We start from the raw sequence: 15,416 nt of genomic DNA on the forward strand, positions 1-15,416 counted from the left end.
GTTATAACATAACAAGGCCTAGACCATGAGCGCCAGCGGATTTCACGCGCACGACCACGCCCATTGCGTGTCAGACGCCCTGCGCAGCGCCGAGGCGGTCTGCGCGACCGCTGACTTGCGCCTGACCCCCGTGCGCCGCCGCACGCTGGAGATCCTGCTCGAGAGTCACGCGGCGCTGGGCGCCTATGATGTTCTGGCGCGGCTCGATGCGGAAGGGCTGGGGTCGAAGCCGCCCGTCGCCTACCGCGCGCTGGGTTTCCTCGTCGACAACGGGTTCGCCCACCGGATCGAGGCGCTGAACGCCTTCATCGCCTGCGCCCATCCGGGGGCCGATCATGCGCCTGCGTTCCTGATCTGCCGGGCCTGCCACACCGTCGCCGAGACGGAGGCCGAGGCCCCGATGGGCCGCATGGCCGCGCAGAACGGCTTTGCGATCGAGCGCACGGTGATGGAGGCGCAGGGCCTGTGCCCCGCCTGTCAGCAGGCCGCGACACCGGGGCAGGCCAGCGCATGACGCTGTTGCAGGGGCAGGGGATCGGCGTCGTCCGCAACGGGACGACGATCCTGCAAGACGTGGGGCTGCGCATCGCGGCAGGAGAGATCGTGACCATCGTAGGCCCCAACGGGTCCGGCAAGTCGACATTGCTGCGGGTGCTGATCGGCGCGCTGCAGCCTGATCGCGGCACGGTCACGCGCCAGCCGGGCCTGCGGCTGGGTTACGTCCCGCAGAAACTGAGCATCGACGCGACCCTGCCGCTGACCGCGCGCCGGTTCCTCGACCTGCCGGACCGCGTGCCGGAGGCGGCGGCCCGCGCGGCACTGGACGCGGCCGGCGTGGCCGACGTGGCGCGTCGTCAGATGGCCGACCTGTCGGGCGGTCAGTTCCAGCGCGTGCTGCTGGCCCGCGCGATCCTGCGCAGGCCCGATCTGCTGATCCTCGACGAGGCGACGCAGGGGCTGGACCAGCCCGGTGCCGCCCGGTTCTATCGCCAGATCGAGGCGGTGCGCCGCGATCTGAACTGCGCCGTCCTGATGGTCAGCCACGAATTGCACGTGGTCATGGCCGCCTCCGACCGGGTGATCTGCCTGAACGGCCATATCTGCTGCGAAGGCACGCCGGAGGTGGTGTCCGCCGCCCCCGCCTATCGCGAGCTGTTCGGCACCGGGACGGGGGGTGCGCTGGCGCTTTACCGCCACGACCACGGGCAGGGCCACAGCCACGACCATGGGCACGACCACGGGCACCACCATCAGCATCACCACGCACATCACGCCAAGACGCAGGATCATGCTTGACGATTTCCTGATCCGGGCCGCGCTGGCGGCTGTGGGCACGGCACTGGCGGCCTCGGTGCTGGGGTGTTTCGTCGTCTGGCGCAGGATGGCCTATTTCGGCGATGCCACCGCCCACGCGGCGATCCTCGGGGTGGCGGTGGCGCTGGCGTTGAACATCTCGGTCTTTGCGGGTGTGGCGCTGGTCGCACTGGTAGTGGCGTTGCTGATCCATCGCCTCTCGGACCGCGCGCAGGGCACCGACACGATCCTTGGCGTGCTGGCCCATGGGTCGCTGGCGTTGGGGCTGGTCGCGGTCACGCTGATCCCCGCCGCGCGCATCGATCTGGAGGCGTATCTGTTCGGCGACGTGCTGACCGTGTCGCGGCTGGATCTGGCGATCATCTGGGGCGGGGCGGGCGTGGTGCTTGCGGTGTTGTGGGTGCATTGGTCCGCACTGCTGACCGCCACGCTCAGCCCCGATCTGGCGACCGCGTCGGGCATCGACCCGCGGCGCGAGAATCTGATCCTGATCCTGTTGCTGGCCGGTGTCGTGGCGGTGGCGATCAAGGTGGTGGGGGCGCTGCTGATCACTGCGCTGCTGGTGATCCCGGCCGCTGGTGCGCGGCGCATCGTCGCATCGCCAGAGGGGATGGCGCTGTTGGCGGGCACGCTGGGCGTGACGGCGGCGCTGGGGGGTGTCGCGTTGTCGCTGCAGTTGGATACGCCGACCGGCCCATCCATCGTCGTGGCGGCGCTTGTGCTGTTCGCGCTGAGCGCCGTCGGCGGAAAACTGTGGGCAATCGGCGGGTCCGCGCCCTGATTCTGCCCTGCCATTGTCATAATGTTGAGAAACGGTGATGCATCAACTGCCCATGCACCCAGAGGTTCCCAATGCTGAGACACATTTGCGCGGCGCTGTTTCTGTCGCTGTTCGCCCAATCCGCCGCGGCCTCCAACGCTTGTTCCTTGCCGCCGGACGCCTCGCAACAGGCGCAAGCGGTCCTGTCGGGCGTCAACGCCAACCGTCAGGCCAACGGCCTGCGGCCACTGGCCTACAATCCGGTTCTGGGTCGCGCGGCAATGACCCATGCCTGCGACATGGCGATGAACGGCCTGACGGGTCATGCGGGCAGCGACGGCAGCAATTCGCAGGGGCGGGTCCGCGCCGTCGGCTACCGCGACTGCACGGTGGCCGAAAACGTCGCGTGGGGCTTTCCGTCCGGGGCGCAGGTGGCAAGCCTGTGGATGGGTTCGGCCGGGCACCGGTCCAACATGCTGCACCCGCGCGTGACGGAAATGGGCGTCGGCGTCACCAACGGGGCCAAGGGACCGAACTGGGTCCTGGTCGTCGCGCGCAGCTGCTGACGGCGCACTGCAACGTCCGGTCCAGTGTCGTGCGGCTGGCATCCGGGCTGGCATCGCGGTATCTGCGGACCCGACACGCGACGACAGGGACCGGGGTACACAGATGCGCATCGTCTTCATGGGAACGCCGGCATTCTCTGTTCCGGTGCTGGATGCGGTGATCGCCGCAGGGCATGACGTCGCTGCCGTCTATACCCAGCCGCCGCGTCCTGCCGGGCGCGGCAAGCAGGACCGCCCCGGTGCGGTGCATGCGCGGGCTGCGGCGCTCGGGCTGGATGTGCGGCATCCCGTGTCGCTGCGCCAGCCTGTGCCGCAGGCCGAGTTTGCGGCGTTGCAGGCAGACGTTGCCGTGGTCGTGGCTTACGGCCTGATCCTGCCGCAGGCCGTACTGGACGCGCCGCGTCTGGGGTGCCTCAACATTCATGCCAGCCTACTGCCGCGCTGGCGCGGGGCGGCACCGATCCACCGCGCGATCATGGCGGGCGATGCAAAGACCGGCGTGTGCATCATGCGGATGGAGGCGGGGCTGGACACCGGCCCGGTCCTGCTGCGGCAGGCGACCGACATCGCGCCGGACGACACGACGGGCCACCTGCACGACCGCCTGTCCGCGATGGGGGCCGACCTGATCGTGCAGGCGCTGGCCGACCTCGCGACCCTCGCGCCACAGATCCAGCCCGAGGATGGCGTCACCTATGCCGCCAAGATCGACAAGGCCGAGGCCCGCATCGACTGGACCCAGCCCGCCATCACCGTGGACCGCCAGATCCGTGGCCTGTCCCCCGTGCCCGGTGCCTGGTGCGAAATCGCGGGAGAGCGGGTGAAACTCCTCGCCAGTCACCTGACCGACGCTGCAGGAGAGCCGGGTCAGGTCCTGCCCGACCCCGCCGCACTGACCATCGCCTGTGGTAGCGGTGCCGTAACCGTCACCCGCCTGCAGCGCGCAGGTGGCAGGCCGCAGGACGCGGGCGCCGCCCTGCGCGGCTTCGACCCCGGCCCGTTCGTGCTGTAGGGACGGGCGGGGGGATACCATCCCTTGCGCGGGTCGTAGCGTTCGGCTCTTGTGTTGGGAGCGCCTGTCGCCGTGATCGACGCAGCGCCACAGCCTGAGACGAGAGTTTGACGATGCCGCACCGCACCATCCCCTTCGCCCTCGTCGGCATCGACCACGTGGTGTTCCTGATCGACGACATGCCGCGCGCGCTCGCGTTCTACCGCGACGTGCTGGGCTGTGCGCCGGGCTATTCCTATCCGGCGATGGGGATGGAACAGGTGTGGGCAGGGGCCGCGCTGATCGTGCTGTGGGACACCACGCATCCCGGTGCCGACGTGGCCGTGCCCTCCGTCGCGGGCGGGCGCAACGTGGATCACGTTTGCGTCGCCACCTCGCCCTTCGACCCGGATGCCCTGCGCGCACATCTGGCACGCCATGGCGTCACCATCCTGCGCGAGGCCGTCCATGGCGGCGCACGCGGCATGGGCCATTCGTTCTACATCCGCGACCCGTTCGGCAACACGCTGGAGATCAAGGGGCCCGCCGACTACCCCGACGGGCGGGCGACACGTTCGCCAAGCTGACGCGTCAGAGGGTGCCGATCATGTTTGCTTTGCAGGGCGCCGCAAGCGGTAAGCGACAGCCGCCCACGATCCGGTCGGCCACACGCTGAACCTCACGCGCACCCCTGCCGCCGCACCCGACAGCCGCCGCCCCTCAGCCCATGCGTTCCGAGGCGTAGGACCCCGGCGACGCGGGGAACACCACCGTCTTGTTGCCGTTCACGAAGACCCGGCGATGGATGTGCGCGTGGATCGCGCGCGCCAGCACCTGCGCCTCCACGTCGCGGCCGAGGCTGACGTAATCCGCCGCCGACTGCGCATGGGTCACGCGCACCGTGTCCTGTTCGATGATCGGCCCCTCGTCCAGATGCGCGGTGACATAGTGCGATGTCGCGCCGATCAGCTTCACCCCCCGCTCGAACGCCTGCTTGTAGGGGTTGGCCCCCTTGAAGCTGGGCAGGAACGAGTGATGGATGTTGATGATCCGCCCCGACATCTCGCGGCACATCTGGTCCGACAGGATCTGCATGTAGCGGGCGAGCACGATCAGGTCGGCACCCGCATCCTCCACCACGGCCATGATCTGCGCCTCGGCCTGCGCCTTGTTCTGCGGCGTGACCTTGATGCAGTGGAACGGGATGTCGTGGTTCACCACGACCTTCTGATAGTCGAGGTGGTTCGAGATCACCGCCACGATGTCGATCGGCAGCGCGCCGATCCGCCAGCGGTAGAGCAGGTCGTTCAGGCAATGGCCGAACCGGCTGACCATGATGACGACCTTCATCTTCACGCTCTCGTCGTGGAACGCGAACTCCATCCCGAACCGTTGCGCGATGCCGTCGAATCCGGCCTGCAACGTTGCTAGATCGCCGCTGCCCTCGTTCTCGAAGCTGATCCGCATGAAGAAGCGGCCCGTCTCCGGATCGTCAAACTGGGACGAGTCGCTGATGTTGCAGTCGTTCTCGACCATGTAGGTGGCGATGGCGGCCACGATGCCCTTGGTCGAGGGGCAGGTCACGGTCAGGGCGAAATGGGTCATGGGCGGCGTCCGATCGGGCAGAATGGGTCGGTGCCCCTTGTGCCAGCACCGCGCGCCGGTGCAAGCGGCAAAGCGCCGCTCACCCCGTCAGTCGATGGCGCCGAAGGCCGCGCTGGTCAGCGTGCAGTCGCGGCGGGTGTCGGCCCCGCAGTTGCGCGGCTCGAGGTCCTTGGTCAGGCAGATCCGCGCCTCCTGGATCGCGCCGTCCTTGCAGGTGACGGTGACGCCGTCGCGGGGCAGGTCCGGGTTCGCATCGACGAAAGCATCCTCGATCAGCGAGGCGGGCAGGGTCACGTCGCGGGTCAGCGCGGCAAAGGCCTGCGGGATGCGGATGCCGTCATAGGCCGCGCGCGCCGTCTCGAAATACGCCCGCGCGGTCAGGCCAGAGCAGGTGCCGTGCTTGTTCCACTGATACCACGCCAGCCCGTCCGTGCCCATGATGTCGGCCATCCCTTCGGTCATCGCGCGGCTGGGCGGGGCATGGGGTGTGCGGCAGTCTTGCGGCCAACCCGCCTCGAACTGCGGCCACAACCCGTGCAGCACCCAGCCGAAATCCGCACCGTCCGCGCATTGGGGCGACCCGCGGTTGCGTCCGGTCTGGTCGCACCAGTTGGGCGACCACGACAGGGCCATGACGTAGTAATCGAAATCGCCCGCCCGGTCCTGCGCCGTGGCGGGCAGGGCGAGTGTCAGGGCGATGGCGGTCAGGACGGCTTTCACGTTTCGGATCTTCCCAATCTGTCACGCTTTCACTATACTGATGCGAAGTTCCCCGACAATGCGAACCCGGCCCACGCGGTCAGCCCCTGCAAGGGCCCGAGGATGGCTTGTCGTTCAACACCGAGGAGAAGACGATGTCCGACAAACCGATCATGGCCAAGGCCACCGCCGTCTGGCTGTGCGACAACACTACGTTGACCTTTCAGCAGATCGCCGATTTCTGCGGCATGCACCCGCTCGAAGTGCAGGGCATCGCTGACGGTGACGTGGCGACGGGCGTGAAGGGCTTCGATCCGATCGCCAACAATCAGCTGACGCAGGACGAACTGGACCGGGCCCAGACGAATCCTCAGCACAAACTGAAGCTGAAGTTCAACGCCGCAGCCCAGGGCGAGGAAAAGCGCCGTGGTCCGCGCTATACCCCGCTTTCCAAGCGTCAGGACCGGCCCGCCTCGATCTATTGGCTGGTGAAGTTCCACCCGGAGCTGGAAGACAGCCAGATCGCCAAGCTGGTCGGCACGACCAAGCCCACGATCCTCGCGATCCGCGAGCGGACGCACTGGAACATCAACAACCTCGACCCCATCGACCCGGTGGCACTGGGCCTGTGCAAGCAGTCCGAGCTGGATGCCGCCGTGCAGAAGGCGAACGCCAAGCGCGCCCGCGAAGGCACCGCGATGACCGACGACGAACGCCGCAAGCTGGTGTCCACGGAAAGCAGCCTCGGCATGGCGCCGGAGCCCCGGATGCCGTCGTCGATGGCCGGGCTGGAGACGTTCAGCCTGTCGGGTGACAACGCACCGGTCGAGGAGGAAGAGGTCGAGGACAAGCGCGACATCCGCGACGCCGACAGCTTCTTCAACCTGCCCGACGACGTCGATGCGACCAACGACGACGAGGACGAGGACGAGGACGAGACCGACGGCGACCGTCGCCGCCGCTGAACGCTTCGTTCAGCGAAATTGTCGGGGCCGTGGTCAGAGCGATCACGGCCTTACGCATTTAACGCTAATCTAAAAGGGTAAGGGCGGCCGCCGCTGTCTCTGTCTTCTGGTTGAAATATCCCGGGGGGCGACGGATGGTGCGCAACTGGTCCGAGGACCCGCCGGCGGCGAGCAGCGTCCCCACTGCGGCCTTTGGGCCGCGCCTTACAATGCCCGCAGCGTGCGCAATGCGAAGCTCGAAGGGTAAGGGTGGCCGCCGCCGTCCCTTTCTTCTGGTTGAAAATATCCCGGGGGTATGGGGCAGCGCCCCCATTGCGGCCTTTGGGTCGCACCCTACAACGCCCGCCGCACCCTACAACGCCCGCCGCACCCTACAACGCCCGCCGCGCCCGCAGCGCCGCCGTGATCGTGCCCTCGTCGAGGTAATCCAGCTCTCCGCCCACCGGCACACCCTGCGCCAGCGACGTGACGGTGACGCCGGTCAACTGGTCGGCGATGTAATGGGCCGTTGTCTGCCCGTCGATGGTGGCCCCAAGCGCGAGGATGACTTCCGACACACCTTCGCCCGTGATGCGGTCCAGCAGGCGGGGGATGCGCAGGGTTTCGGGGCCGATCGCATCCAGCGCCGACAGCGTGCCGCCAAGCACGTGGTAGCGCCCCTTGAACTGGCGGCTGCGTTCCATGGCCCACAGGTCGGCCACATCCTCCACGACGCAGATCTCGCCGTTGGCGCGGCGGTCGTCGGCGCAGATGGCGCAGATGTCACCGGTGGCGATGTTGCCGCAGTTCAGGCATTCGCGCACCGTATCGCCGACGCGCGTCATGGCGGCAGCCAGCGGCAGCAGCAGTTGTCCGCGCTTCTTGACCAGATGCAGCACTGCGCGCCGGGCCGAGCGTGGCCCGAGCCCCGGCAGCTTGGCCAGCAGGGCGATCAGGTCGTCCAGCGCCGCGCGGTCGGCGTCGTCATCCGGCACGGGCGTCATCGGCTGCGGCACATGTTGAACCCTCCGGGGGGAGTATTTTGGGCACGATGATGCACCGACGCGTGGCGGATGGCGGTCAGAACGGCAGCTTCATGCCGGCAGGCAGGCCGAGGCTTTCGGCGATGGCCGCCATTTCCTGCTGCGCGCGTTCCGCGGCGCGCGACTGCGCGTCCTTGATGGCGGCGAGGATCAGGTCCTCGACCACTTCCTTGTCGGACCCGTTGAAGATGCTGGGGTCGATGTCGAGGCCGGTCAACTCCCCCTTGGCGGTCGCCGTCGCCTTGACAAGGCCCGCGCCCGCCTCGCCGGTCACGGTGATCCGGTCGAGGTTGTCCTGCATCTCGGCCATCTTGGCCTGCATGTCCTGCGCGGATTTCATCATCTTGGCCATGTCGCCAAGTCCGCCCAAACCTTTGAACATCGTATCTCTCCGTGGATTATGTGTCGTCACTGACATGGGTCGGCCGGATGGCGAGGGCAAGGGCGTCAGCCATCCTCGAACGGATCCCATTCATCCTCGACCTCGGCGAGGGCGTCGGTCGCCGCATCCTGGGCGAGGGCGGCGGGGGTGCGGATGTCGGTGATCCGGGCCTTGGGGAACTTTGCCAGCACCGCCTGCACGAGGGGGTGGGCGGTGGCCTCCGCCTCCAGCGCGGTGGCGGCCGCGTTGCGGACCTCGGCCAGGGTCGGCTCGCCTGTGGCATTGCTGACGATCACGGCCCAGCGGTTGCCGGTCCACGCCTGCAGCCGTGCGCCCAGGCGTTGGGTCAGGTCGGGCGCGGCGCGGGGGCCGGGCCGCACCTCGATCTGGCCGGGGCGGTAGCTGACGAGGTGCAGGTCGCCTTCCACCTCGGTCAGCAGCTTGATGTCGCGGTGCGCGCGGATCAGGGCCACCACGTCGGTGAACTGCGGATAGTGGTGCAGCGCCTCGGCGCTGAGCTGCTGTGCCACGGCGGCAGAGGGGCCCGACGGTCCGCTGTGCGTGGGCACGGGCGTGCGCCCGACCGCTTGCGTGACGGCACCGGCGGCGGGGGCCATGCGCGGCCCGCCACCGCCGCCGGGGGCCGGGGGCGGCGCGCTGTCGTGCAGTTTGCGCACCAGATCCTCCGGCGTGGGCAGGTCGGCCACGTGGGTCAGGCGGATCACCGCCATCTCGGCTGCCATCATCGCGTTGGGCGAGGCCGCGACCTCCTCCAGCGCCTTGAGCAGCATCTGCCACATGCGCGTCAGCACCCGCATGGGCAGGGCCTGCGCCATGGCGGCCCCTCGCGTCCGCTCGTCCGGGCCGATGGTGGGGTCTGCGGCGGCGTCCGGCGTGATCTTGATGACGCTGACCCAGTGCGTGACCTCGGCCAGATCGCGCAGCACCGCCATGGGGTCGGCACCGTCGGCATATTGCGTCGAAAGCTCGGTCAGCGCCGCCGCCGCCTCGCCGCGCAGGATCATGTCGAAGAGGTCGAGGACGCGGCCACGGTCCGCCAGACCCAGCATCGCGCGGACCTGATCGGCGGTGGTTTCCCCCGCGCCGTGGCTGATCGCCTGATCGAGCAGGGATGTGGCATCACGCGCGGACCCTTCCGCGGCCCGGGTGATCAGGGCGAGGGCGTCGTCGCTGATCTCGGCCCCTTCGGACGTGGCGATCTTTTGCAGCAGGGCGATCATCACCTCCGGCTCGATCCGGCGCAGGTCGAAGCGCTGACAGCGCGACAGGACCGTGACGGGCACCTGCCGGATTTCCGTCGTGGCGAAGATGAACTTCACGTGGGCGGGCGGTTCCTCCAGCGTCTTGAGCAGCGCGTTGAACGCCGACTTCGACAGCATGTGGACTTCGTCGATGATGAAGATCTTGTAGCGCGCGCTGACCGCGCGGTAGCTGACCGTCTCGATGATCGCGTCGCGGATGTTCTGCACGCCGGTGTTGGATGCGGCATCCATCTCCATCACGTCGACGTGGCGGCCTTCCATGATGGCGGTGCAGTGTTCGCATACCCCGCAAGGGTCGGTCGTAGGGCCGCCGTTGCCGTCAGGCCCGATGCAGTTCATGCCCTTGGCGATGATCCGCGCGGTCGTCGTCTTGCCGGTGCCCCGGATGCCCGTCATGATGAAGGCCTGCGCGATGCGGTCCGCAGCAAAGGCGTTCTTCAGCGTGCGCACCATCGCGTCCTGACCCACGAGGTCGGCGAATGTTTCCGGCCGGTACTTGCGGGCGAGGACCTGATAGGCGGGGGTGTCGGTCATGGGAGCCTTCCTGACAGGTGCCGGATCAACCTAATGGCTGCGCGCGGTGGCGTCCACAGGGGCCTTGACGAGGGCCATGTCGGCCAGCATCCGCGCGGCAAGCGTCAGGTCCGCGATCACGTCCGCCTCGGCCTGTGGCCGTGCGCTGTCGGGCATCCGCAGCAGCGCGCTGGGGTGCAGGGTGATCAGGACCGGGCCGTGGGCCGTCTGTTCCACCGTGCCGCGCCGCTTCATGACGCCCGCGGCGGTGCCGGTCAGCGCCCCCGTCGCGGTCCCACCAAGGGCCAAGATCAGGCGGGGTTTCAGCAACTGCACCTCGGTCTGCAGCCAGAACTTGCAGTGCTCCACCTCCGACGTGTTGGGATTCACGTGCAAGCGGCGCTTGGCCCCCTCCTTGAACTTGAAATGCTTGACCGCGTTCGTGACATAGGCAGCCCCCCGGTCCAGCCCGGCGCGGGCGGCGAGGTGGTCGAAGAGTTGCCCCGCAGGCCCGACGAAGGGCACGCCGGCCAGATCCTCCTGATCGCCGGGCTGTTCGCCAACGATCATCAGGGGCGCATCGTGCGGCCCCGCACCGGGCACGATCTGCGTCGCGGGACCGTGCAGGGGGCAGCGGGTGCAGGCGACAAGGCCCGCGTTCAGGATGTTCCACGACGCAGGCTGCGCCACCTCTTGCAGCTGCTCGCGGATGCGGGCGACGCGGGCGGGTTCCAGCGTCGGCGCCGTCTCGGCCATCGTCCGCACCCGCGCCTCCGCTTGTGCGATCATGTCGGGGATGTATTGCGCCTCTGGCAGGTTCTTCCAGTATTTCTTGGGCATCTCGCTGGTCATGGCGTTCACCTTCAACCGGGCAGGGTTGAAGATGTTCTGGAAATAGGTGCCCCACAGCGCCTCTGCCGCATCCTCCGGCAGGTCGGGTTTCTCGCGCCCCTCGTGAAAGGTCAGGGCACCGTCGGTGAACTTGGCCGTCACGTCAGGTGTCACGATCATCCAGTCCATGTCGGCGAACCGGCGGGCAAAGAACGGCGCGTTCGGTTCCACTGTGTGATGCGTCGGTTCGAACCATGCGGCGAAACTGCGGCGAGGCCCCGCCGTGCGCAGGTCGCGGAACCGGACGAAGGCGCGCATCTTGTGCTTGCAGCGGTGCACCGCCTTTTCCATCTGCCGCAGACGGGCAAGGTCTGGGTCCGCACGGTCGGCGATGATCGCCTTGTCCAGCCGCAGCCGCCACAACAGCGCATAGAGGCGGGCGAAGCGCTCCGGGTCCTTGTGCCAGACGACCCACTGGGCCATCTCGACGAAGTCGGCGGGCACCTTGATCACCTGTTTCGTCGTGGGCGGCGGCAGGTCGGTGGCGAAGAGCTCGTTCGCGCTGCCGTCCCAGTCCCACAGGATATCCTCCGGCGGGACGCGGGCGGCCAGCAGGGCGCGCGCAGCGTCGCGCCACGCGGCCCACGTGCCGATGCGGGGCAGGGGGATGGTGTGCATGCTCAGAACAAGGTCAGCTGTTCGGGCGGCGGCGCGAAACGTGCCCGCAGCCCCGCGCTGTCGGTCAGCCCGCCGGGAGTCCAGTCCACGCAGGTCACGAAAGCCTGCGCCTTCTTCAGGCTCGCGCCCAGACGCAGCAGATCGTCATAGCGCAGGCCGCGGTGGCGGCGGGTGGTCAGGATGCGGTTCACGGTCTTGGTGCCGAACCCCGGCACGCGCAACAGCATCTCGCGCGAGGCCTTGTTCACGTCCACGGGGAACAGGTGGCGGTTCGACAGCGCCCACGCGAGCTTGGGGTCGATCGCCAGATCGAGGTTTCCGTCGAGGGCCACCGACGTGATCTCTTTCAGGTCGAAGCCGTAGAACCGCATCAGCCAGTCCGCCTGATACAAACGGTGTTCGCGCATCAGAGGCGGCTTGATCAGCGGCAGTTTCGCCGTGCTGTCCGGGATCGGCGAAAAGGCCGAGAAATAGACGCGGCGCAGTTTGTAGTCGTCGTAGAGCATGGTCGACCGGGTCAGGATCGTCGCATCCGTCGCCCCGTCCGCCCCCACGATCATCTGGGTCGATTGCCCGGCGGGGGCAAAGACGGGGGGCCGCTTGCCCGTGTGGCTGCGATCCTTGGATGCGGTTCGCAGGCCGCGCACGTTGCCCATGGCGGCGCGGATCGTCACCGGGTTCTTTTCGGGCGCAAAGGCCTGCACGGACCGGTCGGTCGGCAGCTCCACGTTGATCGACAGCCGGTCCGCATACAGGCCCGCCTCGGCGATGATCTCTGGCGAGGCGTCTGGAATCGTCTTGAGGTGGATGTAGCCGCGAAAGTTCTCCACCGTGCGCAGGCGCTTGGCGATGCGGACCATGTCGCCCATCGTGTCGTCGGGATTGCGGATCACCCCGGACGACAGGAAAAGCCCCTCGATATAGTTGCGGCGATAGAATTCGAGCGTCAGGCTCACCACCTCATCCACGCTGAACCGCGCGCGGGTCACGTTCGACGACACCCGATTCACGCAATAGGCGCAGTCGTAGATGCAGAAGTTCGTCATCAGGATCTTCAGCAGACTGATGCAGCGGCCGTCCGGGGCATAGGCGTGGCAGATGCCAGACCCTTCGGTGCTCCCCAGCCCCTTGCCGTCGCGGCTGTCGCGCCGCGTGGTGCCGCTGGACGCGCAGGAGGCGTCGTAACGGGCAGCGTCCGACAGGATCGCGAGTTTGTCTTGCAGGGTCTGTGCCATGATGTTCATGTTATGTTCATAACGTCCGCAATACAAGATGCGGACCGCGCCGCGCGGTGGAAAGGTGTCGTCCTGCCGGGAAGGTGATCCAGACGACGCACCCCGCCACATCACCACGCGGATGGGTTTGGGCGATCACGGCGATCACGGTATCCGGGTGGCCACGGCCTGACGACGGAGGAGCGTCTCCTGCCCCCACGCTCCTTCGTCAATTCGCACCCACTGGCGGGTGTCGTAACGATGGATCGGGGACGGGCCATTTCGGCCGCATCCAGCGGAGTTGCTTTGCGCCTTACCTTTGGGCGGCGGCTGACCCCCGGTTCGTCCGGCGCATCCACCGTTTTGGCGCCCGCTCCAGTCATGGCTGCGGCACCCATGCGGCGCTGTCAGGCAAGGAGTGCCGGCCCGCGTCCAACCGGGCCGCAGGCGATGCGTCAGGGTCAGTCATTGCGACACGCGGTCAGGGCTTAGCCGCTGTTTCACGACCAGTCGATGCGTGGCCCAGTTGTCGTCGACCGATCCGTTGTGATGACCCGTGACGCTGCGATGCACCAACGTGCATCCATAGCCTGCGGGTGCCGTGGGCATTGTCACCGCGGGGCCGCCGTTCATTGTCCACACGATGGTGATCGCGTCGCCCTGCGCCGTGCACGACACGTCGTGTGTCCCGGTCCCGAGCGACAGCGTGCCGTGTTTCAGCGAATTCGTCGCAAGCTCGTGAATGACGAGGGCCAGGATCGTGGTCGATAGGTCGCCGACGACCATGCGGGGGGCCGAGGTCCGGGCCCGTCCGCCGAATGCCCCCAGGTCGTCGTGGGGCGCCAGCAGCACGGTCAGCAGATCCCCGCGCAGGGCAGTGGAGGCCTGCGTCTGATCCGGCAAGGGCCGCATGAGGTCGTGGGCGCGTCAACCGCTTGGTCAGTTCCCGCGCCAAATCCTGTGTCGTCGAGGCCGACCGCGACGTGATGGCCGTCAGACCCGACGCGATCATCAGCAGGTTCTTGACCCGGTGGCTCATTTCGCCAGCAAAAAGCTCGAGTCTCTCCTCGCTGTGCTTGCGTCCGGTGACGTCAAGGAAGACGCTGAACCTGATCCGCCTGACCATACATTCATCATCGCCCTTGCCGCGCGCCGGCTCCCAGCGCCGTTCGTCGCCGACCATGATGCGGAAGTCGATCTCGACGGGACCGATGACGGCGCGGGTCGCATTGAATGCAGCGCGCACCCGGTCGCGGTCGGCGGAATGGATCTACGCCGAAAGATCCTCGAACGTGACGTCGCAGTCCATCGGAATGCCACAAAGGGCGTGCGCCCTGTCGTCCATCGCCGGCGCATCGGTATCCACGTGCCATGGCCACAGGGTCACGCCGGCGGCTTCGACCGCACAGATCAGCGTCTGCGGCTCCCACAGCAGGCCTTCAGATCTTGCGCTGTTGCCACGATGTACCTTACCGGCTCACGCCGTGAGGGACAGACCGGTCCCAGTCGGTTCGATGTGCAGGATCTCTTCACCGCACGGCGCGGTTCCGGGGGCGGCCTTTGCGAGCATGCAAATTGAATGGACAGCAAGTCCGTGTAGAGCAGGGCAGACAAGGCGATGGCCGCGTGTTTCGTTTCGAGCGAAATGATGCAGGACCGTCGTCCGCAGACCTTCCGGAAAGCCACCACATCGCCGCCCGGCGCCCCGAAAGCCCGATCCGGCAGGATCCATGGCCTGTGCCGGCAGATTGGCGAAAAGACCCTTGCAGGCATGGGCCATCGCAGGTAGTCCGGTCGGCGGAGACGTGGCCGAGTGGTCGAAGGCACACCCCTGCTAAGGGTGCATACCGGCAACGGTATCGAGGGTTCGAATCCCTTCGTCTCCGCCAAAAACACATATTATCAAAACTTAACAGTGACTTAGGTCGGAAATAGGGTTATTCGTCCCCCATTTTATCCGCCATTTGGTTTTTAATTAATTGTGGCTGGCTGTCAGGGCATCGTTACGATCTCGAGTCGATCGACGGCATTGGAACAGTGCCCACAGATCGCCGGGCAATACCCTCGAAGAGCACGTTGGCGCGCATAGCGTGCGAGCTTCAGGTTATGAGCCCCATCCTCCGGAAGAGTGACTATCTTTTGATATTAACAGGGCATTGTTGCAGAAAGGCTGCCTGAAGCGTGACTGCCCCTTCTCCCTTCAGGTTCAGGCAACGCGGACGATCTCGGCTGTTCCAAGCGCGTTGAAGCGGTTCATGCGGGCGACGCGGATGTGGATTTCGGCGGTCTGGTGGTCGGGGTCCCTTGCAGCGATGCGCTCGCCAAAGGACTTGTGGCAGCGCATCTTGGCTTCGGCGCGGCTGCGGGCGTGGCATCCGGTCCACCGCTTCCAGAATGCCCGACCATAGTGACGTGTGGCGCGCAGGGTTTCATTGCGCGCCCGGGCGGCTGGGCAGTCTTCCTTCCATGGCCGACCGTTCTTGCGGATCGGGATGATCGCAGTGCCACCGTGTGCGATGATGGCGCTATGGCAGCGGCGGGGTGAAGGGCGTCTCGGAATTGATCCAGTGGATCAATTCAGCCCTGAACGGGC

At 67.1% G+C, this 15,416-nt stretch carries 16 protein-coding genes, 1 tRNA gene and 2 pseudogenes; 9 read left to right on the top strand and 10 right to left on the bottom strand.

Annotated features, from left to right (window positions below):
- Positions 1–25: 25 nt before the first annotated feature.
- From BMX16_RS04225 to BMX16_RS04250, 6 genes are all read left to right on the top strand, one after another.
- On the top strand, positions 26–514 hold the full coding sequence (locus tag BMX16_RS04225; RefSeq protein ID WP_089899150.1) for a Fur family transcriptional regulator: 489 nt from the start codon (positions 26–28) through the stop codon (positions 512–514).
- A complete protein-coding gene (locus BMX16_RS04230) occupies positions 511–1,296 on the top strand; it encodes an ATP-binding cassette domain-containing protein (protein ID WP_089899154.1) in 786 nt (261 codons plus the stop codon). The genes BMX16_RS04225 and BMX16_RS04230 overlap by 4 nt, the downstream gene beginning before the upstream one ends.
- Positions 1,289–2,095 carry a metal ABC transporter permease gene (locus BMX16_RS04235; protein ID WP_089899158.1) on the top strand — a complete coding sequence of 269 codons (807 nt, stop codon included), beginning with the start codon at positions 1,289–1,291 and terminating at the stop codon, positions 2,093–2,095. The genes BMX16_RS04230 and BMX16_RS04235 overlap by 8 nt, the downstream gene beginning before the upstream one ends.
- Positions 2,096–2,166: 71 nt before the next feature.
- Complete coding sequence (locus BMX16_RS04240; RefSeq protein WP_089899161.1) at positions 2,167–2,640, top strand: CAP domain-containing protein; 474 nt, start codon at positions 2,167–2,169, stop codon at positions 2,638–2,640.
- Between the two features lie 103 nt (positions 2,641–2,743).
- Positions 2,744–3,652 carry a methionyl-tRNA formyltransferase gene (gene fmt / locus BMX16_RS04245; protein ID WP_089899165.1) on the top strand — a complete coding sequence of 303 codons (909 nt, stop codon included), beginning with the start codon at positions 2,744–2,746 and terminating at the stop codon, positions 3,650–3,652.
- A gap of 113 nt (positions 3,653–3,765) precedes the next feature.
- A complete protein-coding gene (locus tag BMX16_RS04250; RefSeq protein WP_089899256.1) occupies positions 3,766–4,218 on the top strand; it encodes a VOC family protein in 453 nt (150 codons plus the stop codon).
- A 133-nt stretch (positions 4,219–4,351) separates the two neighbouring features.
- Here BMX16_RS04250 and purU read toward each other — a convergent pair whose 3' ends face one another.
- Positions 4,352–5,236 (bottom strand): formyltetrahydrofolate deformylase, encoded by an 885-nt coding sequence (purU, locus tag BMX16_RS04255; protein ID WP_089899168.1) that lies wholly within the window; start codon positions 5,234–5,236, stop codon positions 4,352–4,354.
- Positions 5,237–5,323: 87 nt separating this feature from the next.
- Positions 5,324–5,956, bottom strand: coding sequence for a ribonuclease T2 family protein (locus BMX16_RS04260; RefSeq protein WP_245731294.1), 633 nt, complete (start codon positions 5,954–5,956; stop codon positions 5,324–5,326).
- A gap of 134 nt (positions 5,957–6,090) precedes the next feature.
- Between BMX16_RS04260 and BMX16_RS04265 the strand changes: the two genes are divergently transcribed.
- Positions 6,091–6,900: a DUF1013 domain-containing protein gene (locus BMX16_RS04265; protein ID WP_089899261.1), complete on the top strand. Its 810-nt coding sequence runs from the start codon at positions 6,091–6,093 to the stop codon at positions 6,898–6,900.
- A 371-nt stretch (positions 6,901–7,271) separates the two neighbouring features.
- Here BMX16_RS04265 and recR read toward each other — a convergent pair whose 3' ends face one another.
- The 7 genes and pseudogenes from recR to BMX16_RS18325 all read right to left on the bottom strand — a co-directional run.
- Positions 7,272–7,883 carry a recombination mediator RecR gene (recR, locus tag BMX16_RS04270; protein ID WP_089899171.1) on the bottom strand — a complete coding sequence of 204 codons (612 nt, stop codon included), beginning with the start codon at positions 7,881–7,883 and terminating at the stop codon, positions 7,272–7,274.
- Positions 7,884–7,959: 76 nt separating this feature from the next.
- Positions 7,960–8,304, bottom strand: coding sequence for a YbaB/EbfC family nucleoid-associated protein (locus BMX16_RS04275; protein WP_089899174.1), 345 nt, complete (start codon positions 8,302–8,304; stop codon positions 7,960–7,962).
- A 65-nt stretch (positions 8,305–8,369) separates the two neighbouring features.
- Positions 8,370–10,121: a DNA polymerase III subunit gamma/tau gene (locus BMX16_RS04280; protein WP_089899177.1), complete on the bottom strand. Its 1,752-nt coding sequence runs from the start codon at positions 10,119–10,121 to the stop codon at positions 8,370–8,372.
- Between the two features lie 30 nt (positions 10,122–10,151).
- Positions 10,152–11,609, bottom strand: a complete 1,458-nt coding sequence (locus tag BMX16_RS04285; protein WP_089899180.1) for a UdgX family uracil-DNA binding protein — start codon at positions 11,607–11,609, stop codon at positions 10,152–10,154.
- 2 nt (positions 11,610–11,611) lie between these two features.
- Positions 11,612–12,853 (bottom strand): putative DNA modification/repair radical SAM protein, encoded by a 1,242-nt coding sequence (locus tag BMX16_RS04290; RefSeq protein ID WP_177174561.1) that lies wholly within the window; start codon positions 12,851–12,853, stop codon positions 11,612–11,614.
- A gap of 435 nt (positions 12,854–13,288) precedes the next feature.
- Positions 13,289–13,735 carry a hypothetical protein gene (locus BMX16_RS17900; RefSeq protein WP_245731296.1) on the bottom strand — a complete coding sequence of 149 codons (447 nt, stop codon included), beginning with the start codon at positions 13,733–13,735 and terminating at the stop codon, positions 13,289–13,291.
- Between the two features lie 67 nt (positions 13,736–13,802).
- A pseudogene (locus BMX16_RS18325) lies at positions 13,803–13,862 on the bottom strand (hypothetical protein); the annotation flags it as partial.
- On the opposite strand from BMX16_RS18325, the gene BMX16_RS17905 reads away from it, so the two are divergent.
- Complete coding sequence (locus BMX16_RS17905) at positions 13,854–14,402, top strand: hypothetical protein (RefSeq protein WP_245731298.1); 549 nt, start codon at positions 13,854–13,856, stop codon at positions 14,400–14,402. The pseudogene BMX16_RS18325 and the gene BMX16_RS17905 sit on opposite strands and share 9 nt — an antisense overlap.
- Before the next feature lie 220 nt (positions 14,403–14,622).
- Positions 14,623–14,712, top strand: a tRNA-Ser gene (locus BMX16_RS04300).
- Positions 14,713–15,029: 317 nt separating this feature from the next.
- On the opposite strand, the pseudogene BMX16_RS04305 reads toward BMX16_RS04300, so the two are convergent.
- A pseudogene (locus tag BMX16_RS04305) lies at positions 15,030–15,362 on the bottom strand (IS5/IS1182 family transposase); the annotation flags it as partial.
- Between the last annotated feature and the right edge of the window lie 54 nt (positions 15,363–15,416).

This window comes from Loktanella fryxellensis, assembly GCF_900110065.1.
GTDB classification, from domain to species: Bacteria; Pseudomonadota; Alphaproteobacteria; order Rhodobacterales; family Rhodobacteraceae; genus Loktanella; species Loktanella fryxellensis.